Source organism: Rhodococcus sp. 2H158, from assembly GCF_053764755.1.
The window spans coordinates 1-604 of record NZ_JBSNCE010000073.1 but is presented as its reverse complement, the minus strand read 5'-3'; the positions used below and the strand labels follow the sequence as shown (position 1 = coordinate 604).

The window sequence follows — 604 nt, the reverse complement described above, 5'->3', positions numbered from 1 at the left end:
GGTGGGCGAGCGTACCTCGCGGTTGCAGTTGGGGACCTCGGTGCTGACCCCGACGTTCCGGTACAACCCGGCGGTGATCGCGCAGGCGTTCGCGACGATGGGGTGCCTGTATCCGGGGCGGGTCATGCTCGGGGTCGGCACCGGGGAGGCGCTCAACGAGATCGCCACCGGGTATGCGGGGGTGTGGCCGGAGTTCAAGGAGCGGTTCGCCCGGTTGCGGGAGTCGGTGGCCCTGATGCGCGAGCTGTGGACCGGGGAGCGGGTCGACTTCGACGGGGAGTACTACACCACGAAGGGGGCGTCGATCTACGACGTGCCCGCCGGCGGGATCCCGGTGTACATCGCGGCGGGGGGTCCGGTGGTGGCGCGGTATGCGGGCCGGGCGGGGGACGGGTTCATCTGCACCTCGGGTAAGGGGATGGAGCTCTACACCGGGAAGTTGTTGCCGGCGGTGGCCGAGGGTGCGGGCAAGGCCGGGCGGGACGCCGGGGCGATCGACAAGATGATCGAGATCAAGATCTCCTACGACACCGATCCGGAGCGGGCGTTGGAGAACACCCGGTTCTGGGCGCCGTTGTCGTTGTCGGCGGAGCAGAAGCACAGC

1 protein-coding gene is annotated in these 604 nt (G+C 69.4%); it reads left to right on the top strand.

The genetic code is table 11. The features are described from left to right. The coding region (fgd, locus tag ACWPOB_RS28540) for a glucose-6-phosphate dehydrogenase (coenzyme-F420) (RefSeq protein ID WP_455402875.1) at positions 1-604 on the top strand (604 nt) is incomplete at both ends.